Raw genomic sequence first — 21627 nt, 5'->3', positions numbered from 1 at the left:
GCAGCCTGCGGCAGCTCCTACGGGGGATTGTATGTATTCCGCAGATCGATGCCGAACACGGTGATTGCGGGCATCGCCGCAGATCTTTCTGCCACTCACGGTCGGCGTAGGAGCTGGCGCAGCCTGCGATCTTTGGCGGTTCTGGAGATTGCCGAGAAGCAAGATCAAAAGATCGCAGCCTGCGGCAGCTCCTACGGGGGATTGTGTGTATTCGGCAGATCGATACCGAACACGGTGATTGCGAGCATCGCCGCAGATCTTTCTACCACTCACGGTCGGCGTAGGAGCTGGCGCAGCCTGCGATCTTTGGCGGTTCTGGAGATTGCCGAAAAGCAGGATCAAAAGATCGCAGCCTGCGGCAGCTCCTACGGGGGGTTGTGTGTATTCGGCAGATCGATACCGAACACGGTGATTGCGGGCATCGCCGCAGATCTTTCTACCCATCACGGTCGGCGTAGGAGCTGGCGCAGCCTGCGATCTTTGGCGGTTCTACAGATTGCCGAAAAGCAAGATCAAAAGATCGCAGCCTGCGGCAGCTTCTACGGGGGATTGTATGTATTCGGCAGATCGATGCCGAACACGGTGATTGCGAGCATCGCCGCAGATCTTTCTACCCATCACAGTCGGCGTAGGAGCTGGCGCAGCCTGCGATCTTTGGCGGTTCTGGATATTGCCGAGAAGCAAGATCAAAAGATCGCAGCCTGCGGCAGCTCCTACCGGGGCTTGTATGTATTCGGCAGATCGATACCGAACACGGTGATTGCGGGCATCGCCGCAGATCTTTCTGCCACTCACGGTCGGCGTAGGAGCTGGCGCAGCCTGCGATCTTTGGCGGTTCTGGAGATTGCCGAGAAGCAAGATCAAAAGATCGCAGCCTGCGGCAGCTCCTACGGGGGATTGTATGTATTCGGCAGATCGATGCCGAACACGGTGATTGCGAGCATCGCCGCAGATCTTTCTACCCATCACAGTCGGCGTAGGAGCTGGCGCAGCCTGCGATCTTTGGCGGTTCTGGATATTGCCGAGAAGCAAGATCAAAAGATCGCAGCCTGCGGCAGCTCCTACCGGGGATTGTGTGTATTCGGCAGATCGATACCGAACACGGTGATTGCGGGCATCGCCGCAGATCTTTCTACCCATCACGGTCGGCGTAGGAGCTGGCGCAGCCTGCGATCTTTGGCGGTTCTGGAGATTGCCGAAAAGCAGGATCAAAAGATCGCAGCCTGTGGCAGCTCCTACCGGGGGAGCACGCTCCCTATATGAATAAGGTTTACACCTTCTGATCTATTCTCAGGAGGGCGTACTGGAACAGCACGTCAGACTCGGCGGTCGGCGCGGGGATGGTTTCGTGTACGCAGGTGAAGGCCAGTCCGGCATTGATGGTGGACAGCGGGTCGATGGGAGTTTTCGCCGGATGATCGTCAGCACCGCCACAGCCAAGCAGCGCCGCGCTCAGTGGTACGAGTACAAGGTACCGGCACTTCATCCGAGCAGGCCCCACCTCACCCTTTCCTCACGCTGCGTGATCTTGTCGGATAGCGGCCAAGTGCGCCTGCGGTAGTGCTCGACGATGTGCGTCGGCATGATCTCGCCCTGCTCGAAGTGGCGAATAACGTCCCCCACCCTGCTGTTCCAGATAAGTTTCCAGTAACCGCTCAGCGGGCAGGCTTCGCCGCTGTAGCAGACACGCACCGGGAAGTTGACGTCGCTGAAGGCCGGCGACCCCGGCATCGGTTTGCCGGTGGCCGGGTCGAGCACCTTGGCCTTGGCCAGTTCGTTGATCAGCGCCGCGCTGGGTCTTTCTGGCGGGACATTGGCCAGGCGTGCTTCCAGCCATTGGAGCTTGCCGTCCCACGGCGGCAATTGGGCCGGTGGCAGCGGGAGGATCTCGTTGATCTCGGGGACCTTGGGGTCGGCATAGGAGTAGTTCGCCAGCACCCTCCAGATTTTTTTATAACGCTCGGCGCGTTCGAGGTCTTCCTGTTGGCCGAGGTAATGCAGTTCATTGGAGGGGGGCGGATTACGAAAACCTTTGTTCAGACGGGAAGCCGAAGAGCTGTAACCAGCAGCCACTCCGAGTTGAAATGCTTGGAGCGCCTCCTGGTATCGCCCTTCATCTTTAAGGTAAATACCCAGAGTGACAGCCGCCTCGCCATTGCCCTGTTCGGCAGCGCAGCGACGCATCTGCCGGGCAACCTCCGGGGCAAAATCGCTCGGCGCCAGCTTGTCGCCCACATAGGCCTGGGCTTGAGCACTACCCTGATCAGCAGCCATGCGGAAGTAGCGCAGCTCCATTTCCGGGTCCTGCTTTAGCCCAGCCGAGCCGTTCTTCAGGAAAATACCGACAAGGTAGTAGCCCGTTGCCACACCCGCATCGATCAGGTTCTGACTCAGGCGCAGGTGCTCCTCGCGAAGGAGCTGGAAGTGGCCCCGCATCGAGCCGTTCTGCAGGTTGATATTGGCCTTGTAATGGCCGTTCTCGGAGGCAATGCGGTAAAGCCGCTCGATCTCGGCATCGACGGTTTTGTCCTGCTTGAGCTGGTTGTTTTTCTGCAACCAGCGGGCGTACTGAAACAGCACATCAGTCTCGGCGGACGGCGCGGGAATGGTTTCGTGCACGCAGGTAAAGGCCAGCCTGGCGCTGATATTGGATAGCGGGTCCACGGTGGGTTTTGCCGGCCGGGCGTCAACGGCGCCACAGCTAAGCAACGCTACGCTTAGTAGCGCGATTACAAGGCGCTGGCACTTCATCCGAGCAGCCCCCATTCGACCGTTTCCTCGCGGAATGTCGTCTTGTCCGACAGCGGCCAAGGGCGCAGGTGATAGCGCTCTACCGTCTGCACGGGAAACGCTTCACCCTGTTCGAAGTGGCGCACAACGTCCTTCCGCCTTACCGTGTGCTGCGGGGGCCAGATGACTTTCCAGTAGCCGCTTTGCGGGCAGGCCTCACCGCTGTAGCAGATCAGCAGGGGGAAATTGGCCTGACTGAACCCCGGCGATCCCGGCATGGGCTTGCCGGTGGCGGGATCAAGCACCTTGGCCTTGGCCAACTCGTTGATCAGCGCTGGCGTGGGCTTTTCAGGCGCGACATTGGCCAGGCGCGCTTCCAGCCATTGCAACTTGCCGTCCCACGGCGGTAGCTGGGCGGGCGGTAGCGGGAGAATTTCATTGATTTCAGGGACCTTGGGGTTGGCGTAGGAGTAGTTCGCCAGCACCCTCCAGATTTTTTTATAACGTTCAGCGCGTTCAAGGTCTTCTTGTTGACTGAGGTAATACAGTTCATCAGTGGACGGCGGCGCGTGAAAGCCTTTTGACAGGCGGGAAGCTGAGTTGCTGTTACCAGCAGCCACCCCGAGTTGGAATGCTTCCAAGGCGTTCTGATACTCCCCCTCGTCTTGAAGATAGACACCCAGTGCGATAGCCGCCTTGCCATTGCCCTGTTCAGCAGCACAGCGATATATCTGGAGTGCGATTTTCGGGGCAATGTCGATGGGTTCGAGTTTATCGCCTACATCGTATTGAGCTTGGGCATTCCCCTCATCAGCGGCCTTGCGGAAGTAACGCAGGGCCATTTCCGGGTCCTGCTTCAACCCGGCCGAGCCGTTCTTCAGGAAGATACCGATGAAGTAATAGCCTGTTGCCACGCTCGCATCGATCAGGTTCTGGCTCAGGCGTAGGTGCTCATCACCACCGAGCTGAAAATGACCGCGCATGCTGCCGTTCTGCAAATTGATATTGGCCTTGTAATGGCCGTTTTCGCTGGCGATCCGGTACAGCCGTTCGATCTCGGCATCGACGGTTTTGTCCTGTTTAAGCTGGTTGTTCTTCTGCAACCAGCGGGCGTACTGGAACAGCACATCGGCTTCGGCGGACGGTGCGGGAATGGTTTCGTGTACGCAGGTAAACGCCAGGTTGGCCTTGGCCTCGGTGAGCGGGTTCACGAGAATATCCTTGTTCAGGTGAGTAAGGGCACCACCGTTATCGCAGGCGGCCAGCAGCAGGCTGGACAGCAAAAGAATCCAGCGCATCAGTCGAGGTCCGCCAGGGTCTTTTCGCCGTAATAAAATTCGACGAGTGGCGCGGATGGCGCTTTATTGTTTTTTTGGAGCCCTCTGTTTTTATCGATGATGTCCTGCCAAGCATCGAACGCCTCAGCCGGATCATCCTGTGCTCCCCTCCCTTTCGTATGCAGCTTCCACAACCGCCGACGCAGCGCCTCGGTCACGCTTGCCCATTCATGGGCAATGTTCAGCTCGCTATCGACCTGCATGCTGCGGGTGTTGATGTTGGCCGAACCGTGGGTGGTGAAGACGTCGTCGATGATCATCAACTTGGAATGGATATACACCGGCATCCAGTCCTTGCCTGCCGGGGAATCGTCGGCGACCAACGAGCAGATGTGGACTTTCAGGTCGGGAATGTCCGGTAGGGTAATCGGGCCTTTCTCGATTTCCTCAATTTGCTGATCGAGCTTGATCTGCGCGATGCGGTCGCGCGGGTCGAGCAATCGCGTGGCCGACGCCTCTTCTTTCGCCTTTTCAATGTGCCGCAACTTCGTCACTTCGGGAATGGTGTCGCCGCGCCCGAGGCTTTCGAGCATGCGCTGGGTGTTGACGGTGCCGGCGCCGATGCCGGCGTCGGTGGCATTGGTGATCACGAACAGGTGCAAGGCACCATGCAGGCCGGGGTCGCGCCCGCCCTTGGTCTGACCCGCCGCGACTGCCTTGATCAGCTCAGCCAGGGGCGGCCAGCGAAAGTACTGATTTTCGATGTAGATGAATTGGGTCGCGTTGTTGACCGCCTGCAAGTAGAGCCGCTCGATGTCACGCTTGCCGTCTTGCGGCTGGGTGCGCACGAGCTGGGCCAACTGCCGGGTAGCGCCGGGTGTGCATTGCAGGTGCGGCCCCAATTGCATGGCCTGGCGCGATGCGAGCAGGTCCTCGCCGGTTTCCTTGCGCCAGGCGGTAGCGAAGTTGTGGTGCAGGTGCTCCAGGATCGGCCCGCTGACCCGGCTGGAAATGTCCTGGCGCGGGGTGTCACCGCGTGGGCCGCAATTGGGCTGAGGCTTGGTGTCGGGGGTACGGTTCAGCGCCGAGTGCTGGTCGGTGTCCCAGTACTCGTCGAGCATGTTGTGACCCATGACGAAGCCAACGGCGCGATCCGGTATTTCATAGTCGACCAGCACGGTCTTTTGATGATGGGTCGCAGCCGCAGTCATCGCGACAACCGCGCCGGGGCTGATCTGCGGGTCAAGACTTTTGTATTTGACTTGATGAGCAATTTCAGCCCGCTCATACAGGTTGAAGCCGCGACTGACGAACACCGGCACATTGCGAGCCACCCGAATCGCAGGCGCCAGGTTGTCAGCGAATGCACATCTGGCAAACCACTGCCTATCCTCGGCATATTGCTCGTCGGTGGAATTCTGCATCTTCCGGTCCTTGATGCGGAACGGGCCTTTGCCGGGCAGGTTGGCCTCGCCTCCCGCGCCAGCAGAATTGAACGGCATCTCCCAGCCGAGCATACGAACTTCGACACCCTCTCGGGCTTTGGCCATGAGCAGTTCGCCGATGCTGGGGACGCAGCTGTCGCGGATAAAGTACATCGACGGCTGAAAACCCCAGCAGATGATGTCGACGGTTTTGGTGGCCCGGGCGATGGCCAGGTGCACGGCCTTGAAGGCTTCTTCACCGTTGACCAAGGGCTGATAGGTGGCCGCAACAGGGTGGTATTCGGTGTCCTCCACGTACCATGGCGAAGTGCAGGTGACCTGGTCGGTGTGCTGGAGGGCGGCTGGCGCCACGGTGTCATGCCGGTTCATTCTGATTTCCCTTTCTGGTCATTGAGTCCGTCCATCATTGCGGCGTACAGAGCGCGATGATCCGAGTGCGAGGTGGGCTGACTGACCTCGGCCAGCAGCCGGTCGATGAAGGCCAGGTCGCTTTCACCGTACTGCATCACCTGTTCGCGCTTGGGGTATTCGCGGTGCAGGTCAAAGAAGAAATCCTGCCCGCGGAAATCGTGGCGGCTGCGCAGGATGTGGTCGACGATCTCCGGCACCGACTGGTGCTGTAGAGGCGAAATTGCCGGCCGCGATCGAGCAGCGCCAGGCGTGGCTGCAGGGTGACTTCGTAACGGGCTTCGTCGTGGGAGCCGGACAGGCGCTTGAAGCCGCTGATCACCCCGTGCAGGGTGCGCAGCGGCTTGACCGGGGGCGCGCTGAGGCCGAGGAACGGCAGTTTTGGCGGCACGCCCTGCAGGCTGAAACTGGCGTCCTGGTTGAGCAGCTGGTCGGCGGCCAGGTCCTGCTGAGTGCAGGTGAATTCCACGTGGTAGCTGAACGGCTGGCTCAGGTGCTCTTCGCCGTGGAAGGCCAGGACGTCGAGCCGTGCCTCGAGATTGCGGACGCGGAGGGTGTGGCGGCTGTGGTCGAAGAAGGTGCGCAATTCGTTGAGCATGTTCAGGCCCGTGGGTGGGGGAATTGCTCACTGTGTCGCACCTTCAGCGCCCACTCCACCCCCTGAGGGATCATCAGGAACGTTCCTATCACCTTTGCTGAATTGACCTACATTTGGTGGCTCGCCAAAGGGATTTCTCACTATTTTCGCGGGATCGCAGAACGCCGGGGCACCTTCGAACAAGCCTGCGCCTATCCGGGAATAGCCTTGCCGAACGCACGCTCGACACGCCCGAAGGTGGCTGAAATATCCGCCAGACCGCCTTCACACAGGCAAGCCCATATTTGATGTGGATGCACCCGCAAGAGTCAGGCCGCCTTATCGCGAGACCGCTTCCACAAGATCAAGATCAAAGGATCGCAGCCTGCGGCAGCTCCTACAGTGGAATTGGGTGCATCCGTGAGAGCCAGGCCGGCTGACTACCTGTATCGCAGGCAAGCCCCAATGCCAGTCAGATAAGCGTAGATACGTCGAACATCGAATCTATGGCAAGGGCACTTGCTCCGGCCAGTCCGTGCTCGGGCGCACAAACCTCCCGTAGACAACCCCGCAACCAGCGATGCGCCAGATCGGCATCCAGCCGTGGATGCCAGAGCATTGCGACGGTGAACGCCGGCATGGAGAGCGGCAGCGCAAAGCTGTGCATGCCAGCGCGCAGGTTGGCGGTGTGCCGTTCGGGAACGCTGGCGATCAGGTCGGTGGACCGGGCGAGCGCCAGCGCGGTCGAATAGCCGGCGACGATGGTCACTATCTCCCGCTCAAGCTCGAGCGGCTTCAGGGCTTCATCAATAGGTCCCTTGTCGAGCCCCCGCCGGGAGACGCTGATGTGCCTGCCAGCCGCATACCGGGAGGGAGTGATCTCGCCCTGACCCAGCGGGTGCCCGATTCGCACGACACCAATCAAACGGTCCCGGAACAAGGCCTGGGTACGCAGCTCCGGGCCAGCGGTCTTGCCCACCACGCCGGTTTCCAGATCGACGGTCCCGGCGCGAAGTGGCGTGCTGTCTTTATCCGGCTTGGGCACGAAGCGCAGCCGTACACCAGGCGCTTGCGCGCCGACGCGGGCAATGAGCTGCGCACCGAAATTCTCGACGAAGCCGTCGCTGGTGCGCAGCGTAAAGGTTCGGACCAGCTGTTTGAGGTCGATCTGCTCGACAGGACGTAGAACCGCTTCGGCGTCCTGCACCAGCTGACTGACCCGCTCGCGCAACTCCAGCGCTCGGGGGGTAGGAACCAGACCGCGTCCGGCTCTGACCAACAGCGGATCGCCGGTGGTTTCCCGCAAGCGCGCCAGTGCCCGACTCATCGCCGACGGGCTAAGCCGCAATCGCTTCGCGGCGCGCGCAACGCTGCCTTCTGCAAGTAACACATCCAGGGTGACCAGCAAGTTGAGATCAGGTGTCGACATGCATTGCTCCTGGTAGGGCGGAATTGTGGCATGGCGTTAAACGCACGAATAAAGTGCAAATGCTGCGCCTTCCGCCATGTTATGCGCAGGCGTAGATTTCTGACAGCTCCGTATCGGGAGTCGCCAAAAACAGGGGACATGATGAAGCCAGCAATTGCAGTAGGAAATGAGGCAGCAGCGGGAGATATACAGCGGACACCCGCAGTTCGCTGGGCGCTCGCCAGCCTTTCGCTCTCCATGTTGCTGTCCTCGCTCGGCACCAGCATTGCCAATGTTGGCTTGCCGACCTTGGCACAGGTGTTCAACGCCTCCTTCCAGGAAGTCCAGTGGATCGTCATCGCCTATCTCCTGGCCATCACCACCCTGATCGTCAGTGTCGGACGGCTCGGTGACATCATCGGCCGTCGCCGGCTGCTCCTGGCTGGAATCGCCTTGTTCACGCTAGCCTCGGCCCTGTGCGGCTTCGCGCCCTCGCTCTGGCTGCTGATTGCCGGCCGGGCGCTGCAGGGCCTCGGCGCGGCGGTCATGATGGCGCTGACCATGGCCTTTGTCGGCGACACGGTTGCGAAGGCAAAGACCGGAAGCGCCATGGGGTTGCTCGGGACGATGTCCGCGACGGGCACCGCTCTGGGGCCGTCGCTCGGTGGACTGCTGATCGTCTGGTTCGGCTGGCAGGCCCTCTTCCTGATCACCGTACCGCTGGGTCTCCTGACTTTTTTGCTCGCCCATCGCTACCTGCCCGCCGATCACCAGCGGCCGAAAACCGATCGCGCCGGCTTCGACCCTCTGGGCACGCTGCTGCTGGCTCTGACGCTCGCGGCTTATGCAATGGCCATGACGCTTGGCCGCGGCAGTTTCGGCCCGCTGAACATGGCCCTGCTGTTGGCTGCTTTGGTCGGCGCCGGACTGTTCGTGCTCGCCGAGACGCGAGTCGCCGCTCCCTTGATTCGCTTGGCGCTGTTCCGCGATCCAGTGCTCAGTGGCAGCCTCGTCATGAGCGCGCTGGTCTCGACGGTGATGATGGCGACACTGGTGGTCGGGCCCTTCTATCTCGCCCATGCGCTCGGGCTGGAAGCCGCTCTGGCTGGACTGGTGTTGTCGATCGGACCTTTTTTCGCGGCGCTGACGGGAGTGCCCGCCGGGCGCATTGCCGACCGTTTTGGCGCGCAACGCATGACCCTCTTCGGGCTTGGCGGCATGGCCGGCGGTTGCCTGACTTTATCGGTGATGCCGCAGACGCTCGGCCTCTTCGGCTACATCGCGCCCATTGTGTTCATCACCATCAGCTATGCACTGTTCCAGACGGCCAACAATACCGCGGTCATGGCCGATATTCGCCCGGACCAGCGGGGCGTCATCGCCGGCATGCTCAACCTGTCGCGCAATCTGGGGCTGATCACCGGTGCCTGCGCGTTGAGCGCGGTGTTCGTGTTCGCCTCGGCGACGATTGACATCACCACGGCGCGTCCCGAGGCCGTTGCCTGCGGCATGCGGACGACGTTCGCCGTCGCCCTGGTGCTGATCGCCAGTGCGCTGGTCATTGCCCTTGGAAGCCGGGCTCTGGCCACACGCCGTTCGCGCCCTGGAGACCTCGGATAAAACTTCTCGCGCCGTTCTTGCGTGACAGTAAAGGGGCGTATGACACCCGCTGGACCCATAGCCATCAAGGATGTTTTAGCCATCAGCCACTGTGGGATGAACTGGAGAGGTTCGCCACCGGCAGAAATCGGCCAATGCCGATGCCCCGTAGCAGCTGGCGAAGCCTGCGTTCGGCTGCGCAGCAGTCGTAAATCCTGCGTCTACGGTTTGTCTGGAATACCGCAGCGGCTGATTTTACGACTGCTTCGCAGCCGAACGCAGCCTCGCAGGCTCGGCAGCTGCTACGGTTCACGTAACGTATTAACTGACAAACCGGGCCATTGCGCAGCGCTGTCCGCATCCGGATAGAACGAAACCTCTAATCCGGTTTCTGCCCCCTCTTCCCTTGATGGCAGCCCGGTAGCGGCTAACATTGTTCTCATGTCGGATCCCGCGTCACGCTTGCGGAGCACGTTCATGGCAGATACCAAGACAAGGTTAGAGATGGTAGTGACCCTGGTCCAGGTCATGAGTGTGGTCGCGGGTGTCGTCATCAGTGTTCTCAGTTTCAATTCAACCAGGCAGAAAGAGGCCGAGGCGCGCATTGTCGAAGCGACGAAACCGCTTTACGAACTTCGTCGGGCGATCTACATCGAAACGGTGAAAACGGCTGCCATCATCGCCAACCCCGACGACCGTACGCCAAGAGAAGTCGCCAGGGCCAAGCGTCGCTTCCGCGAGTTGTACGTGGCGGAGTTGAGTATGGTGGAGGCGCCGGGCGTCGAGCAGAAAATGGTTGCGTTCGCCCGGGAGGTAGATCCATCGCTGGTTCAGCTCACGCCAGCGCAAAGTGCTGCACTCAATCTTTCCCACGCGCTACGCGATTCCTACATCACCCAGCCGTCCGGCCGTTGAAAAAGGCTTGGCGCTCCTACGAGCTGACACCTCGCCGATAACTCGCCCATCAGTCCGAAAACAAGTCGAACATCAACTGGCGAAGCCAGCGGTTGGCCGGATCCTTGTGATATTTGGCGTGCCAGAACAGATTGATGGCAATCTCCGGCAACGCCACTGGATGCGGTAGCGAGGTCAGGCCGAAAGGTTCTTCGCAGCAGGCAGCGAAGCGCTCGGGCACGGTCGCCAGCAGGTCAGTGCGCTGAAGTATGTGCCCGACCGCAACGAAATGCGGCACCTCCAGACGTATCGAGCGTTCGATACCTTCCCGTGCCATGAAGGCATCGACTTCGCCATGACCGGTGTTGGCCGAGATTACCCTGACATGCCCGTAGGAGCAGAACCGCTCCAGTGTCAAAGGCTCCCGCGTGGCCGGATGGTCCTTGCGGCACATGCACACATAGCGGTGGTGGAACAGTCGACGCTGGAAAAACCCCGCCTGCAGATGCGGCAGCAAGCCGACAGCCAGATCTACCGTGCCGCTCTGCAGGTCCTCGCGCAGGCTCATGGGATTGTCCCGCACGGTGCTGATCCCGCATTTGGGCGCCTGCCTGGCCAATGCATCCATCAGCCGGGGCGTGAAATAGATCTCGCCGATATCGGTCATCGCCAGCGTGAACACCCGCTCGCTGGTTGCGGGATCGAAGCTGTCCTGCCGGTTCAAGGCATCGCGCAACGCATGCAGGGCCAGGCCGACGGGTTCGGCCAGTTGTTCGGCATAGGGCGTCGGCTGCATGCCCTGGTAGGTGCGCACGAACAGTTCGTCCTGCAAGGCCAGGCGCAAGCGTTTGAGGGCATTGCTCACCGCGGGCTGGGTCAAGCCCAGATTGTCGGCGGCAGTGGAGACTCTTCGGTCCCGCAGGAGCTGGTTGAACACCACCAGCAGATTCAGATCCAGATCGCGCAGTTCCATGGGACTCCAAAGCGGGCGCCCGAGCAATATTCACAATGAAAATATCATGTATGGATTTCGGCGTATTTATTAATAGTACTCGACCCGCGATGATCGGTCGCACAACAACAAAGCGACCATAGGTACCACCATGAATAACAACAGCAGCTCAGCCTTGCGTATCGGGATTATTGGCGGCGGTATTTCCGGTGTCGCGCTTGCCCTGGATCTTTGCCGCCATCGCCATCTCGACGTCCAACTGTTCGAATCCGCTCCAGCCTTCGGTGAGGTCGGCGCAGGTGTTTCCTTTGGCGCCAACGCGGTTCGCGCGCTTGCCGGCCTGGGGCTGGCCGAGCCCTATCGGCAGATCGCCGACCGTACGCCCGAGCCCTGGCAGGACGTGTGGTTCGAGTGGCGTCGAAGCACCGATGCCCACTACCTCGGTGCCAGCGTGGCGCCGGGTGTAGGTCAGTCCTCGGTACACCGTGCGGACTTTCTGGATGCGCTGGCGAGTCGCCTTCCCGCCGGCATCGCCCGCTTCAACAAACGCGCGGCCGCCGTCGAGCAGCACGCCGACGAAGCCCGAGTGCTGTTCACCGACGGCAGCGATTATCGCTGCGACCTGCTGATCGGCGCGGATGGGATCAAGTCGGCGTTAAGAGGCCATGTTCTGGAGGGGCTGGGTGCGCCACCTGCCACGCCGCGCTTCAGCGGCACCTGCGCCTATCGCGGGATGATCGACAGCCAGCACCTGCGCGAAGCCTACCGTGCCCAAGGCATCGATGAGCACCTGATCGATGTGCCGCAGATGTACCTGGGGCTGGACGGCCATATCCTGACCTTCCCGGTCAAACAGGGCCGAATCATCAACGTGGTGGCCTTCAAGTCCGACCGCAGCGAGCCGGACCCGGTCTGGCCCAAGGACGCTCCCTGGGTTCGCGAAACCAGTCAGCGCGAAATGCTCGACGCCTTCGCGGGCTGGGGCGATGCCGCGCGAATCCTCCTGGAAAGCATTCCCGCGCCATCCTGTTGGGCGCTGCACGATCTGGCCGAACTGCCGGGTTACGTGCATGGCCGGGTCGCGCTGATTGGCGATGCCGCTCACGCCATGCTGCCGCACCAGGGCGCGGGCGCCGGACAGGGTCTGGAAGACGCCTGTTTCCTGGCCCCCCTGCTCGGCGACCCGCGGCTGAACAACGACAATCTGCACGCCATGCTCGCGGCCTACGATGCGCTGCGCCGTCCGCGTGCCTGCCGCGTGCAGCGAACCTCGCGAGAAGCCGGTGAGCTGTACGAGCTGCGCGATCCGGCGGTAGGTGCCGACGAACACACCCTGTCCGCAACCCTGGAAAGCCGCTTCGACTGGCTGTGGAATCACGATCTGCACGCAGACGTTGTCCGGGCTCGCGAGCTGCTGGGCTGGGAAGCCCTGTGCGCCAGTCACTGAAGGGGGTGTGTTCATCCGGCAACTCGTGGATGTACACGATCGGCGCAGGAGCTGGCGAAGCCTGCGATCTTTTGGCGGTACTGCACATTGCCCGGAAGCAAAATCAAAAGATCGCAGCCTGCGGCAGCTCCTACAGCCCAGCGGCCGTGACCGGGGACAAGAGCGCAAAACGCCTTAGTCCCCGGCTCTATATAACAACGACAAGAAGAGCCAAGCCATGCGTACTATCGACGTGAACGCCCTGATCGACGGGGCTCGCTTCAATTCGTTTCATGGGCGCCTGCTGTTCTGGTGCTCGCTGATCATCGTCTTCGACGGCTATGACCTGGTTATCTATGGCGTGGTGCTGCCCGCCTTGATGCAGGACTGGGGTCTCACCGCCGTGGAGGCCGGACTTCTGGGCAGCTGCGCACTGTTCGGCATGATGCTCGGGGCACTGTTCTTCGGCCCGCTGTCGGACCGCATTGGACGGCGCAAGACCATCATGACCTGCGTGATCCTGTTCAGCGGGTTCACCCTGATCAACGCTTTCGCGCGTACTCCCACAGAGTTTGCGCTCTGTCGCTTCATCGCCGGGCTCGGCATCGGCGGCGTCATGCCCAACGTGGTCGCCCTGATGAACGAATACGCGCCCAAGAAGATGCGCAGCACTCTGGTGGCAGTGATGTTCAGCGGCTATTCGATAGGCGGAATGTTATCGGCAGGCCTGGGCATGCTGCTGATGCCGCGCTGGGGCTGGCAGGCGGTGTTCATCGTGGCGGTGATTCCGCTGCTGGTGTTGCCGTTGCTGGTTCGCCAACTGCCGGAATCCCTGAACTTCTTGCTGCGTGCGGGTCAGCTCGACAAGGCTCGTGGGCTGTTGCAGAAGGCGGCTCCAGACTACCAGCCACGGCCCGATGATCAGCTCGGCCTTGCCAAAGGCCAGGCGAACCACGTCTCGATCCTGCAGTTGTTGCAGGATGGCCGCAAGCTCAACACCCTGATGCTGTGGCTGGCCTTCTTCTGTTGTCTGTTGATGGTCTACGCTCTCAGCTCCTGGCTACCGAAACTGATGCATACGGCCGGCTACGGCCTGAACTCGAGCCTGGCCTTTTTGCTCGTGCTGAACTTCGGCGCCATATTCGGTGCCATTGGTGGCGGCTGGCTCGGCGACCGTGTCGGCATCGAACGGGTACTGCTGGGGTTCTTTGCCCTCGGCGCACTGTCGCTCAGCCTGCTGGCACTCAAGTCGCCGGTATGGGTGCTGTACCTGCTGATCGCCATTGCCGGTGCCAGCACCATCGGCACGCAGATCCTGGCCAACGCCTGCGCCGTTCAATTCTATCCCGCCCATATCCGCTCGACAGGCCTTGGCTGGGCGATGGGCATCGGACGCATAGGCGCGATCATCGGTCCGTTGCTCGGCGGCGCGTTGCATGCGGCGCAATTGCCGTTGCAGTTCAGCTTCCTGACATTCGCCGCTCCCGGCGTGATCGGCTTGCTGGCCATGCTGGTGTTCCTGTGGCACTCGCCACGCCGGCCAGTGCTCGTTCGCACCGCAGCGGTACTCCCTCTGGATTCTTCCTCCGCCAGCGGAGCACCTTGACTCCGCGCGGCCCCTTTTCCTAATGCCAGTCAGTTAACAGAAATCTATCGTCGGACGATCATCTGTGGCGAGGGGGCTTGCCCCCTCGCCACAAGTGCTCACAAGACTCTGGATTTTCGTCAACTGCTTCAACCCCCACCTACCCGATCGGGTTATGGCGCGATTGCCGGCGCTGCTTGAGAGTGAGCCCAGCCGCTCGACCCGGGCCCGACAATAATCACAAGGTGGGACTGATATGCGCAAAATCCTCGCAGCAGTACTCAGCACGGCACTGGCCGCAATACCAACCCTCGGCCATGGCACGGAGGCCGCGGGCAATACCCTGCGGCTGTACAACTGGTCGGACTACATTGGCGAGCACACCATCGCCAACTTCGAAAAGGCCACCGGCATCAAGGTCATCTACGACACTTTCGACTCTTACGAAACCGTCCAGGGCAAGCTGCTGCCGGGGCGCTCCGGCTACGACCTGGTGGTGCTCAATGCCTCGCTGGTGCCGCTGCTGATCAAGGCCAAGGTGTTCCAGCCACTGGACAAGACGCTGCTGCCCGGCTGGCGCAATCTCGACCCGCAGGTCCTCAAGAGCCTGGAAAACTACGACCCCGGCGTGACCTATTCGGCGCCCTACACCTGGGGCAGCAACGGCGTGACCTACAACGTCGACAAGATCAAGGAACGCATGCCGGACGCGCCCATCGGTTCGCTGGCAATGATCTTCGACCCGAAAGTCGTTGCGCGCTTCGCCGACTGCGGGGTGACCCTGCTCGATTCGCCAACCGACATTATCCCCCTGGCGCTGACCTACCTCGGCCGCGATCCCAACAGCGCCGAGCCGCAAGACCTCAAGGCGGCTCAAGAAGTGCTGATGGCGGTGCGTCCGTACATTCGCAAATTCGACTCGACCAGTTACCTCAACGGCCTGGCCAACGGTGACCTGTGCCTGTCCACCACCTGGTCCGGCGACTACGCCACCGCCCAGGCGCGCGCCGAGGAAGCCGGGGCGAAGACCCGCCTCGACTACTTCATTCCCAAGGAGGGCTCGCTGATCTGGTTCGATGACTTCTACATTCCGGTCGATGCACCCAACGTCGCCAATGCCCACACATTCATTGAATACATGCTGCAGCCGCAGGTGATTGCCGAGGTCAGCGACTACATCCGCTACGCCAACAGCAACAAGGCAGCCACGGCGCTGGTGACTGCGGAAATTCGCGACAATCCGGCGATTTACCCGGACGAGGAAACCCTCAAGCGGCTGTTCACCCAGAAGACTCAATCACAGGCGAACGTGCGTCTGATTACCCGCGCCTGGAGCACGGTGAAGACCGGTAAGTGACGCGGGCCCTGCCCCGATAGATTCCCACCCCCACAGTTATTCCGAAGGTGAAGGATATGCCAACTCAATCTCCAGCGTTCTTCGCGCAATTCGATCAGGACAAACTGGTCGCCGCCGACAAGGCGCATTACATGCATGGCTTCCACATGTTCGACGAACATCGTGAACAAGGCTCGTTGAACATTGCCGCGGGCGATGGTGCCTATATCTACGACACCGCCGGCACTCGCTACCTCGACGCCGTCGGCGGCATGTGGTGCACCAATATCGGCCTGGGTCGCGAGGAAATGGCCGAGGCGATCGCCAACCAGGTGCGCCAGCTGGCCTACTCCAACCCGTTCTGCGACATGGCCAACGTCAGCGCCATCCAACTCTGTGAGAAGCTCGCCAGCCTGGCCCCCGGCGATCTCGATCATGTGTTCCTCACCACCGGCGGCTCGACGGCGGTGGACACCGCCTATCGCCTGGTCCAGTTCTACCAGAACAGCCGCGGCAAGCACGCCAAGAAACACGTCATCTCGCGGATCAACGCCTATCACGGCTCGACCTTCCTGACCATGTCGATCGGTAATAAGGCGGCCGACCGCGCGCCTGAGTTCGACTTCATGAGCGATGTGTTCCATCACGTCTCCTGCCCCAACTACTACCGCGCGCCGAGAGGCATGAGCGAAGCGGACTTCCTCGACTTCCTGGTCAACGAGTTCGAAGACAAGATCCTCACCATCGGTGCCGAGAATGTCGCGGCATTCTTTGCCGAGCCGGTCATGGGCTCGGGCGGCGTCATCATCCCGCCAGAGGGTTATCACCGGCGGATGTGGGAAATCTGCCAGCGCTACGACATGCTCTATGTCGCCGACGAAGTCGTGACCTCGTTCGGTCGTCTGGGCAGCTTCTTCGCCTCCGAAGAAGTGTTTGGCATGCAGCCGGACATCATCACCACCGCCAAGGGCCTGACCTCGGGCTACCTGCCGCTGGGCGCGTGCATCTTCTCAGAGGGTATCTGGCAGGTGATCGGCGAACCGGGCAAAGGTCGCTGCTTCACCCATGGCTTCACCTACAGCGGGCACCCGGTAAGCTGCATTGCGGCGCTGAAGAACATTGAAATCATCGAGCGGGAAAACCTCCTGGCCCACGTCGAGGACGTCGGCAGCTACCTGGAAGAGCGGCTGCAGACCCTCACCCATCTGCCACTGGTGGGCAACGTGCGTTGCAAACGGTTGATGGCCTGCATCGAGTTCGTCGCCGACAAACAGACCAAGGCGCTGTTCCCGGAGGCGCTGAACATCGGTGAGAAAATCCACCTGCGGGCGCAAGCCAAGGGCCTGCTGGTGCGGCCGATCGGGCACCTGAACGTGATGTCGCCGCCGCTGATCATCACCCACGCACAGGTTGACGAGGTGGTCCGGACCCTGCGCGAATGCATCCTCGACACCGCCGACGAACTCCAGCGCAGCGGCCAGTACCAGGGCCAATGAATACCCCGCAATACGGGGCTGAAAAACCTGCCCCATGGATGCTCGGCATTTTGCCTGCAACGGGCCCGGCGAGTAGACTGCCGGGCATGACCGAGCCCCTGAAAAACACCCCCGACGCGCTCTCGTTCCAGGCCTTGCAGACCTGGAACGAGGGGTTGGCCAAAGCCTTCATGGCACTGGACGACAGCATCTTTCTCGAAGCGTTGGCAGCCGCCCTCAACGGCCTGACGCCCATCGAGTCGATGATGATCAGCCTCGAACGCAAAGGCCTGCCACCGCAGCTGCTGCACCAACGGGGTATCCCGGGCGATCACCGCGACGACATCATCAACCGCTACTTCTCCCGTGGTTACTTGCTTGATCCGTTCTGCCTGGCGGTGGAAAACGGCCTTGCCGAAGGCTTCTACCACCTCTCGGAAATCGCCCCGGATGACTTTTTCAGCAGCGAGTACTACAAGACCTACTACCTCAAGAGCGGCGCCGTGGAAGACTGCTACTACATCGTCGACCTCGACCCACAGAGCAAGATCTCGCTGTCGATGTTCCAGGGCCTGAGCACCACGCCCTTCAGCGTGGAACAACTGGCATTGATGCGCGCCGTAGAGCCCATGGTCCGCGAGCTGCTGCGCCGTTTCGGCACCATCGGCGGCCTGCGGCAGCTGTTTACCGAGGTCGACCGCAACACTCAACCGGCCAGTCCCCAGTCCAGCCTCAATCAGCAGATCGAAGCCGCCTTCATGAATTTCGGCAGCCCGCTGCTGACCGTGCGCGAACGCGAGATCGCCCACCTGATCCTGCGTGGCCACTCGGTTAAATCCACCGCACGGGTGCTGAACATCTCTCCGGAAACCGTGCGCATGCACCGCAAAAATCTCTACACCAAACTGGAAATCAGCTCCCAGGCGGAGCTGTTTGCACTGTTCATCGACTGGTTGACCCAGAACCGGGACAACCGGGTGGCTTGAAGCTGTCGCGGACCTACCAGACGCGATCGGCGTGTATGTCTCAGATCTTTCTGCCCATCACGGTCAGCGTAGGAGCTGGCGCAGCCTGCGATCTTTTGACGGTTCTGGAGATTGCCGAGAAGCGAGATCAAAAGATCGCAGCCTGCGGCAGCTCCTACCGGGGATTGTGTGTATTGGGCAGATCTATGCCGAACGCGGGCATTGCGCGGATCTTTCTGCCCATCACGGTCAGCGTAGGAGCTGGCGCAGCCTGCGATCTTTTAGCGGTTCTGGAGATTGCCGAGAAGCGAGATCAAAAGATCGCAGCCTGCGGCAGCTCCTACCGGGGGGTTGTGTGTATTCGGCAGAGCGGGCATTGCGCGGATCTTTCTGCCACCCACGATCGGCGTAGGAGCTGGCGCAGCCTGCGATCTTTGGCGGTTCTGGAGATTGCCGAGAAGCAAGATCAAAAGATCGCAGCCTGCGGCAGCTCCTACCGGGGATTGTGTGAATCCGGCAGGTCTTCGAAGATCGACCGTTGGTCACACGCACGACACCTGACACTCGGGCATTGGACAATGTCAGGTAACGACCCAATAACGGGAGTCACTCCATGATCGCGCGGATGCTAGCCGGGCTACTTACAGTGGTCTGTATTTCAACCTATGCGGGAGTTGAGGCAGTCACGCCGAGCGCCTCCAGCGGCAATCGCCCCGCCGCCATCGGTGGCTCGGCCATGCCGCCAGCAACCCACCTGAACCCTGCGTGGGGAACGGCGGCAGACCCCAACGCCAGCCGCCGTGCGGGTACACCTGGCAACAACCCCAAGTCCAGCAATAATAGCGGTGTCGACTCAATGCGCAATGGCACCGGCACGTCCACCGGCCCCCACACTGGCGGCAGCACGGGCGGCGCAGGTGGCGGAACCGGCAGGGCTGGAGGCGGAGTGGGTGGGTAAACTCGGCCACGCTCGAGCCAGCAACCATCGAGCTGTGAACGTTAGAGGGCGCCAGAAGTTCAGGCTTCGGGATCCTCCAGCCGAGTGCTGATCGCCTCTTCAATCGCTTGCGAATAAGCGGCGTCCGCCAGCGCCTTGAGCTCGACCCAGCCTGGTGCGTTGATCACGTCATTCTTGAGTAACTCTTCGGCCAGGCTCAACAGCGCAGAGTGATACGCATCCGGTGAATCGGTGCGATAAGCTGTGTCGTCGAGCAACTCATACCAGGTTTTCAGCGCCTTCTCGTCGCTCATCGCTGATCCTCACCACTTCTGCATTTCCGGTTGCTTCGGCCAGGGCTTCGAGAAGCTCTTGTGTATGGTCGATCGAATCGCGAATTTCGTCGAACGCGTGATCCAATGCCTGTCCGCCGTCCGGTGCCGGCCCTCCGCTCAGGGTGTGTCGAATGACCAGTTCATCGTGTTTGAATTCACACACATGGGCACGCAAGGCCATGAGTCGAAGGGATAATTGTGAAAGATGATGCCTGCGTCGTTGAACCATGTTGGCGCTCCTGACGAAAGTCTCTATAAGTTGAGAGTTACTTTGCCATCAGACGTTCAGTGTCGCGGACCAAAGGTGTCAGCCGTCAAGCACGGTCTGCCCCATAGGCGATAATCGAGATCTTTTCGTTACGCTCGATAATCGCGAACTTGATCTGCTCGATGGTTTCCAGGCCCTGACTGAAGCGGGCCGCTTCGACCAATCGCGCTTTGCGCATACGTTCGCGCAGCGTTCGCCGTCGAGCGCCAAACGGTGAAAAACCGGCAGTTGTTCCAAGGCATGCTCAGAGGCCCACAACTGAACCGCAACGGAATGGCCCGGTGGGCAGCGCGCCGGTTTGAACCAAGCGAGGTGCCGGCCCCTCGAATAGTCATGGGAGCAGCTGCGTTGCATCGGAGGGTCGGTTCGGGCGCGCAGCAATACGGCGGGAATCGAACATGAGTTTCATCCTGTGGGTGGCTGTCTTGGGTGCCGTACTGCTGACACTGGCACTGACCTCGTCCTACCTGCGCTGGATGCCGGTCACCACCTCGGCGGTGTGCCTGGCGCTGGGCGTGGCCATTGGTCCGTCGGCGCTGGGTCTGCTGCAGTTGAATGTCGATGGCGCGTCTGTCTGGATGGAACATCTGACGGAAGTCGCGGTGCTGTTCTCGTTGTTCGTCAGCGGCCTGAAACTGCGCCTGCCGCTGAGCAACCGAACCTGGCGCGTGGCGTTCGGCCTGGCCGCCCCGGTGATGGTCTTGAGTATCTGTGGGCTATGCCTGGTGCTGCATCTGCTGTTCGGGTTGTCGTGGGGGCTGGCGCTGCTGATTGGCGCTATCCTGGCACCCACCGACCCGGTGCTGGCCGGGCTGGTTCAAGTCAGCGATGCGCGGGATTATGACCGGGTGCGCTTCGGCCTGTCGGGCGAAGCCGGGCTCAACGACGGTATCGCCTTTCCCTTCGTGATCCTCGGTTTGCTGGTCCTGCAACAGGATGGCCGCAGCAGCGCCTGGCTTGCCGACTGGGCCTTGTACAGTCTGCTGTGGGCGGTGCCTGCCGGGCTGCTTATCGGTTACTGGATGGGCAAAGGCCTTGGCCACGTGACCTTGCTGATGCGCATCAAAAATGCCGACAGCACCCTCTCTCCCAATGATTACCTGACCCTGGCACTGATCGCCCTGGCCTATGTCGCGGCCGAATCGATTAACGGTTACGGCTTTCTCTCGGTATTCGCCGCCGGGCTGGGCTTGCGCCAGGCTGAAGTCAAATCCAGTGGCGGCTCGCAAACCCCGGCCGAACACCTGGCGCAACCGGTGGTCGGCCATCTGAATGTCGAACCGGAGCAAGCGGTGCATGGCGATATCGAGAACCTTGAGGACAGTCAGGTGGCCGCCGCGATCATGATGGGCGACATGCTGGCGTTCGGCAACCTGATGGAGCGGGCCATGGAGGTATTCCTGGTGACCTTGCTCGGTGTCGTGCTGGCGACCCATTGGGACTGGCGGGCACTGGCCATAGGCTTTGCGTTGTTTTGCGTGATCCGTCCGCTGTGCGTGCTGGCCATGCCCTGGGGCAAGCTGCTGGACCGCCATCAGCGCCTGTTGATTGGCTGGTTCGGCATTCGCGGCATCGGTAGCCTCTATTATCTGTGTTACGCCTTGAATCACGACCTCGGGCAATCCCAGGCAATAGCCTGCACCGACCTGACGTTGTCGGTGATTGCCCTGAGCATCCTGGTGCATGGCATCAGCACTCAGCCGATGCTGGCCCACTACGAGCGACGGCGTTCAGCCCGGCTGGCCTGAGCCATCCTTGCCGGCAATGTCCGGATCATCCGGGTCAGCTTCGACTTCATCGACTCGCACCCCACTCTCCGGCATGTCCTCCTCTTCGAGCTCGACCCGGGTTTTCTTGCGTTCCGGGTCTCGTGGATCGATCGGTGCCGAGAGTGGATATTCCGGCGTTGTGTCCGTATCAGGACGTTTTGATCGGCTAGTCATAAGGCACCTCGCTTAAAACCCCGGAATTCAGGTCATACTTTTTTGAGAGTAGAACCTGAACGCCGTT

The 21627-nt window shown here is 61.0% G+C and carries 21 protein-coding genes and 1 pseudogene; 11 read left to right on the top strand and 11 right to left on the bottom strand.

Features of this window, described 5'->3' with window-relative positions:
* The first annotated feature begins 48 nt into the window (after positions 1 to 48).
* Positions 49 to 1263: a hypothetical protein gene (locus AC3IUA_RS14910; RefSeq protein WP_489362065.1), complete on the top strand. Its 1215-nt coding sequence runs from the start codon at positions 49 to 51 to the stop codon at positions 1261 to 1263.
* A gap of 7 nt (positions 1264 to 1270) precedes the next feature.
* Here AC3IUA_RS14910 and AC3IUA_RS14905 read toward each other — a convergent pair whose 3' ends face one another.
* From AC3IUA_RS14905 to AC3IUA_RS14880, 6 genes and pseudogenes are all read right to left on the bottom strand, one after another.
* On the bottom strand, positions 1271 to 1486 hold the full coding sequence (locus AC3IUA_RS14905; RefSeq protein ID WP_489362063.1) for a hypothetical protein: 216 nt from the start codon (positions 1484 to 1486) through the stop codon (positions 1271 to 1273).
* Entirely contained in the window at positions 1483 to 2751 is a 1269-nt protein-coding gene (locus AC3IUA_RS14900; protein ID WP_489362362.1) for an SEL1-like repeat protein, read from the bottom strand. Before AC3IUA_RS14900 ends, AC3IUA_RS14905 begins: the two co-directional genes overlap by 4 nt.
* Positions 2748 to 4028, bottom strand: coding sequence for an SEL1-like repeat protein (locus AC3IUA_RS14895; RefSeq protein ID WP_489362061.1), 1281 nt, complete (start codon positions 4026 to 4028; stop codon positions 2748 to 2750). The genes AC3IUA_RS14900 and AC3IUA_RS14895 overlap by 4 nt, the downstream gene beginning before the upstream one ends.
* Complete coding sequence (locus AC3IUA_RS14890) at positions 4028 to 5821, bottom strand: phospholipase D-like domain-containing protein (protein ID WP_489362059.1); 1794 nt, start codon at positions 5819 to 5821, stop codon at positions 4028 to 4030. The genes AC3IUA_RS14895 and AC3IUA_RS14890 overlap by 1 nt, the downstream gene beginning before the upstream one ends.
* Before the next feature lie 83 nt (positions 5822 to 5904).
* A pseudogene (gene vgrG, locus AC3IUA_RS14885) lies at positions 5905 to 6458 on the bottom strand (type VI secretion system tip protein VgrG); the annotation flags it as partial.
* A 451-nt stretch (positions 6459 to 6909) separates the two neighbouring features.
* Positions 6910 to 7866 carry a LysR family transcriptional regulator gene (locus AC3IUA_RS14880; RefSeq protein ID WP_489362057.1) on the bottom strand — a complete coding sequence of 319 codons (957 nt, stop codon included), beginning with the start codon at positions 7864 to 7866 and terminating at the stop codon, positions 6910 to 6912.
* Positions 7867 to 8007: 141 nt separating this feature from the next.
* Here AC3IUA_RS14880 and AC3IUA_RS14875 point away from each other — a divergent pair, with 141 nt between their 5' ends.
* Both AC3IUA_RS14875 and AC3IUA_RS14870 read left to right on the top strand, forming a co-directional pair.
* Positions 8008 to 9465, top strand: coding sequence for an MFS transporter (locus tag AC3IUA_RS14875; RefSeq protein WP_489362055.1), 1458 nt, complete (start codon positions 8008 to 8010; stop codon positions 9463 to 9465).
* Between the two features lie 456 nt (positions 9466 to 9921).
* A complete protein-coding gene (locus AC3IUA_RS14870) occupies positions 9922 to 10359 on the top strand; it encodes a hypothetical protein (RefSeq protein ID WP_489362053.1) in 438 nt (145 codons plus the stop codon).
* Between the two features lie 49 nt (positions 10360 to 10408).
* Here AC3IUA_RS14870 and nahR read toward each other — a convergent pair whose 3' ends face one another.
* Positions 10409 to 11311, bottom strand: a complete 903-nt coding sequence (nahR, locus tag AC3IUA_RS14865; RefSeq protein ID WP_489362051.1) for an HTH-type transcriptional activator NahR — start codon at positions 11309 to 11311, stop codon at positions 10409 to 10411.
* Between the two features lie 130 nt (positions 11312 to 11441).
* Between nahR and salA the strand changes: the two genes are divergently transcribed.
* The 7 genes from salA to AC3IUA_RS14830 all read left to right on the top strand — a co-directional run bounded on the left by salA (position 11442) and on the right by AC3IUA_RS14830 (position 19035).
* Positions 11442 to 12737: a salicylate 1-monooxygenase gene (gene salA, locus AC3IUA_RS14860; protein ID WP_489362050.1), complete on the top strand. Its 1296-nt coding sequence runs from the start codon at positions 11442 to 11444 to the stop codon at positions 12735 to 12737.
* Between the two features lie 217 nt (positions 12738 to 12954).
* Positions 12955 to 14322, top strand: a complete 1368-nt coding sequence (locus tag AC3IUA_RS14855) for an MFS transporter (protein ID WP_489362048.1) — start codon at positions 12955 to 12957, stop codon at positions 14320 to 14322.
* 235 nt (positions 14323 to 14557) lie between these two features.
* Positions 14558 to 15658 carry a polyamine ABC transporter substrate-binding protein gene (locus AC3IUA_RS14850; RefSeq protein WP_489362046.1) on the top strand — a complete coding sequence of 367 codons (1101 nt, stop codon included), beginning with the start codon at positions 14558 to 14560 and terminating at the stop codon, positions 15656 to 15658.
* Between the two features lie 56 nt (positions 15659 to 15714).
* A complete protein-coding gene (locus AC3IUA_RS14845) occupies positions 15715 to 17133 on the top strand; it encodes an aminotransferase (protein ID WP_489362044.1) in 1419 nt (472 codons plus the stop codon).
* A gap of 86 nt (positions 17134 to 17219) precedes the next feature.
* Complete coding sequence (locus tag AC3IUA_RS14840) at positions 17220 to 18098, top strand: helix-turn-helix domain-containing protein (protein WP_489362042.1); 879 nt, start codon at positions 17220 to 17222, stop codon at positions 18096 to 18098.
* Between the two features lie 35 nt (positions 18099 to 18133).
* Positions 18134 to 18694, top strand: a complete 561-nt coding sequence (locus AC3IUA_RS14835) for a hypothetical protein (protein ID WP_489362040.1) — start codon at positions 18134 to 18136, stop codon at positions 18692 to 18694.
* Positions 18691 to 19035 (top strand): hypothetical protein, encoded by a 345-nt coding sequence (locus AC3IUA_RS14830; protein ID WP_489362039.1) that lies wholly within the window; start codon positions 18691 to 18693, stop codon positions 19033 to 19035. The genes AC3IUA_RS14835 and AC3IUA_RS14830 overlap by 4 nt, the downstream gene beginning before the upstream one ends.
* Before the next feature lie 59 nt (positions 19036 to 19094).
* Here the strand turns inward: AC3IUA_RS14830 and AC3IUA_RS14825 are convergent, their stop codons facing one another.
* The 3 genes from AC3IUA_RS14825 to AC3IUA_RS14815 form a co-directional block, all read right to left on the bottom strand.
* Positions 19095 to 19328 (bottom strand): hypothetical protein, encoded by a 234-nt coding sequence (locus AC3IUA_RS14825; RefSeq protein ID WP_489362037.1) that lies wholly within the window; start codon positions 19326 to 19328, stop codon positions 19095 to 19097.
* Entirely contained in the window at positions 19294 to 19578 is a 285-nt protein-coding gene (locus tag AC3IUA_RS14820; protein ID WP_489362036.1) for a hypothetical protein, read from the bottom strand. Before AC3IUA_RS14820 ends, AC3IUA_RS14825 begins: the two co-directional genes overlap by 35 nt.
* A gap of 85 nt (positions 19579 to 19663) precedes the next feature.
* Positions 19664 to 19795 carry a hypothetical protein gene (locus tag AC3IUA_RS14815; protein ID WP_489362034.1) on the bottom strand — a complete coding sequence of 44 codons (132 nt, stop codon included), beginning with the start codon at positions 19793 to 19795 and terminating at the stop codon, positions 19664 to 19666.
* Between the two features lie 220 nt (positions 19796 to 20015).
* Between AC3IUA_RS14815 and AC3IUA_RS14810 the strand changes: the two genes are divergently transcribed.
* Complete coding sequence (locus AC3IUA_RS14810) at positions 20016 to 21365, top strand: cation:proton antiporter (RefSeq protein ID WP_489362033.1); 1350 nt, start codon at positions 20016 to 20018, stop codon at positions 21363 to 21365.
* Here the strand turns inward: AC3IUA_RS14810 and AC3IUA_RS14805 are convergent.
* Positions 21348 to 21560 (bottom strand): hypothetical protein, encoded by a 213-nt coding sequence (locus AC3IUA_RS14805; protein WP_489362031.1) that lies wholly within the window; start codon positions 21558 to 21560, stop codon positions 21348 to 21350. The two genes, AC3IUA_RS14810 and AC3IUA_RS14805, sit on opposite strands and share 18 nt — an antisense overlap.
* Between the last annotated feature and the right edge of the window lie 67 nt (positions 21561 to 21627).

The sequence above is a fragment of the Pseudomonas sp. KH_050 genome (assembly GCF_057838875.1).
The sequence above is the reverse complement of the archived record's forward strand: the minus strand, read 5'-3'. Positions and strand labels throughout refer to the sequence as shown.

Bases quoted from the DNA above. Each gene is read 5' to 3' on its own strand.
- AC3IUA_RS14910 (WP_489362065.1), top strand. From the start codon at position 49: ATGCCGAACACGGTGATTGCGGGCATCGCCGCAGATCTTTCTGCCACT.
- AC3IUA_RS14905 (WP_489362063.1), bottom strand. From the start codon at position 1,486: ATGAAGTGCCGGTACCTTGTACTCGTACCACTGAGCGCGGCGCTGCTT.
- AC3IUA_RS14900 (WP_489362362.1), bottom strand. From the start codon at position 2,751: ATGAAGTGCCAGCGCCTTGTAATCGCGCTACTAAGCGTAGCGTTGCTT.
- AC3IUA_RS14895 (WP_489362061.1), bottom strand. From the start codon at position 4,028: ATGCGCTGGATTCTTTTGCTGTCCAGCCTGCTGCTGGCCGCCTGCGAT.
- AC3IUA_RS14890 (WP_489362059.1), bottom strand. From the start codon at position 5,821: ATGAACCGGCATGACACCGTGGCGCCAGCCGCCCTCCAGCACACCGAC.
- AC3IUA_RS14880 (WP_489362057.1), bottom strand. From the start codon at position 7,866: ATGTCGACACCTGATCTCAACTTGCTGGTCACCCTGGATGTGTTACTT.
- AC3IUA_RS14875 (WP_489362055.1), top strand. From the start codon at position 8,008: ATGAAGCCAGCAATTGCAGTAGGAAATGAGGCAGCAGCGGGAGATATA.
- AC3IUA_RS14870 (WP_489362053.1), top strand. From the start codon at position 9,922: ATGGCAGATACCAAGACAAGGTTAGAGATGGTAGTGACCCTGGTCCAG.
- nahR (WP_489362051.1), bottom strand. From the start codon at position 11,311: ATGGAACTGCGCGATCTGGATCTGAATCTGCTGGTGGTGTTCAACCAG.
- salA (WP_489362050.1), top strand. From the start codon at position 11,442: ATGAATAACAACAGCAGCTCAGCCTTGCGTATCGGGATTATTGGCGGC.
- AC3IUA_RS14855 (WP_489362048.1), top strand. From the start codon at position 12,955: ATGCGTACTATCGACGTGAACGCCCTGATCGACGGGGCTCGCTTCAAT.
- AC3IUA_RS14850 (WP_489362046.1), top strand. From the start codon at position 14,558: ATGCGCAAAATCCTCGCAGCAGTACTCAGCACGGCACTGGCCGCAATA.
- AC3IUA_RS14845 (WP_489362044.1), top strand. From the start codon at position 15,715: ATGCCAACTCAATCTCCAGCGTTCTTCGCGCAATTCGATCAGGACAAA.
- AC3IUA_RS14840 (WP_489362042.1), top strand. From the start codon at position 17,220: ATGACCGAGCCCCTGAAAAACACCCCCGACGCGCTCTCGTTCCAGGCC.
- AC3IUA_RS14835 (WP_489362040.1), top strand. From the start codon at position 18,134: ATGTCTCAGATCTTTCTGCCCATCACGGTCAGCGTAGGAGCTGGCGCA.
- AC3IUA_RS14830 (WP_489362039.1), top strand. From the start codon at position 18,691: ATGATCGCGCGGATGCTAGCCGGGCTACTTACAGTGGTCTGTATTTCA.
- AC3IUA_RS14825 (WP_489362037.1), bottom strand. From the start codon at position 19,328: ATGAGCGACGAGAAGGCGCTGAAAACCTGGTATGAGTTGCTCGACGAC.
- AC3IUA_RS14820 (WP_489362036.1), bottom strand. From the start codon at position 19,578: ATGGTTCAACGACGCAGGCATCATCTTTCACAATTATCCCTTCGACTC.
- AC3IUA_RS14815 (WP_489362034.1), bottom strand. From the start codon at position 19,795: ATGCGCAAAGCGCGATTGGTCGAAGCGGCCCGCTTCAGTCAGGGCCTG.
- AC3IUA_RS14810 (WP_489362033.1), top strand. From the start codon at position 20,016: ATGAGTTTCATCCTGTGGGTGGCTGTCTTGGGTGCCGTACTGCTGACA.
- AC3IUA_RS14805 (WP_489362031.1), bottom strand. From the start codon at position 21,560: ATGACTAGCCGATCAAAACGTCCTGATACGGACACAACGCCGGAATAT.